Origin of the sequence: Paraburkholderia franconis (assembly GCF_009362735.1) — a bacterium.
Classification (GTDB): Bacteria; Pseudomonadota; Gammaproteobacteria; order Burkholderiales; family Burkholderiaceae; genus Paraburkholderia; species Paraburkholderia franconis.
In genome coordinates this window covers 1-1,003 of sequence record NZ_WHNP01000235.1, presented here as the reverse complement: position 1 = coordinate 1,003, position 1,003 = coordinate 1, and the positions used below count along the sequence as shown (strand labels likewise).

Below are 1,003 nucleotides of genomic sequence, written 5' to 3'. Positions count from 1 at the left end.
GTAAGCGCCCGGCAATGTCGCCTTGAACCAGCGTGTTAGGGAAGCGACGATCGTGTCCACCAATTCTTTAAATGGACACGTGTACGCTATGAACGAGAATGAAGCCGGTTCTGAGGTGGTACAGCCGATACGGCGCCGCCGTCGCCACAGCAAGGAGTTCAAGGAGAAGGTGATCCGTGCGGCGATGCAGCCGAACGTGTCGATCGCCGCGGTCGCGCTGCATTACCAGTTGAATGCGAATTTGCTGCGTCGATGGGTGGCCGCGCAGGAGGAGCAGGACGCCGCGCGGGAGGCTCGCCAGTCGATGAGCGTGCCGCTGGCGGAGTTTGTTCCACTGCAAGTCCAGGCGCCGGGCGCGGCGGTCGTTTCGACGGAGATCCAGATCGAGGTGCGCCGCGGGGCGGCGACCGTGACGGTACGCTGGCCGCTATGCGCGGCGGCCGATTGCGCAGCCTGGTTGCAAGGGTGGCTGCGATGATCCGTATCGACGCGATCTGGTTGGCGACCGAGCYCATCGATATGCGCGCGGGCATCGACACGATCCTGGCGCGTGTCGTGAAGGTGTTCGGCGCGGCGCGACCGCACCACGCCTATCTGTTTGCCAATAAGCACTCGACGCGTATAAAGGTGCTCGTGTATGACGGGTTCGGTATCTGGCTGGCCGCGCGTCGCCTGAACAAGGGGCGGTTCATCTGGACGAATGGGGACCAGGCGGTCGCCACCGCGCTGAATCCCGAGCAGCTGCGAGCGCTGGTGACGGGGCTGCCCTGGCGGACGCTCACGCACGATCACGCGATCACGCTCGTGTAATACCCCCAAAGCCGTAAACTGGCTTGCTTCCGCCGCGGGTGGGGTTCTGGCAGACTGGCTGCATGAACCTGCCCGCCAACCTCGACGCCCTGAGCCCCGACGAACTGCGCACACTGGCTGCGCAATTGATCGCTCAGGTCGGCGAGAACGAGCGGGACCTGCGCTACCGGCAGACGCGCATCGACCAGCTCAC

2 protein-coding genes are annotated in these 1,003 nt (G+C 64.5%); both read left to right on the top strand.

Annotated elements, in window-relative coordinates; all coding sequences use genetic code 11:
• Positions 1 to 88: 88 nt before the first annotated feature.
• The gene (locus GCT13_RS47895; protein ID WP_227747414.1) at positions 89 to 478 is read left to right on the top strand and encodes a transposase; all 390 of its coding nucleotides are present in this window, start codon (positions 89 to 91) and stop codon (positions 476 to 478) included.
• Complete coding sequence (gene tnpB / locus GCT13_RS47890) at positions 475 to 810, top strand: IS66 family insertion sequence element accessory protein TnpB (RefSeq protein ID WP_193727990.1); 336 nt, start codon at positions 475 to 477, stop codon at positions 808 to 810. Before GCT13_RS47895 ends, tnpB begins: the two co-directional genes overlap by 4 nt.
• Positions 811 to 1,003: the final 193 nt, after the last annotated feature.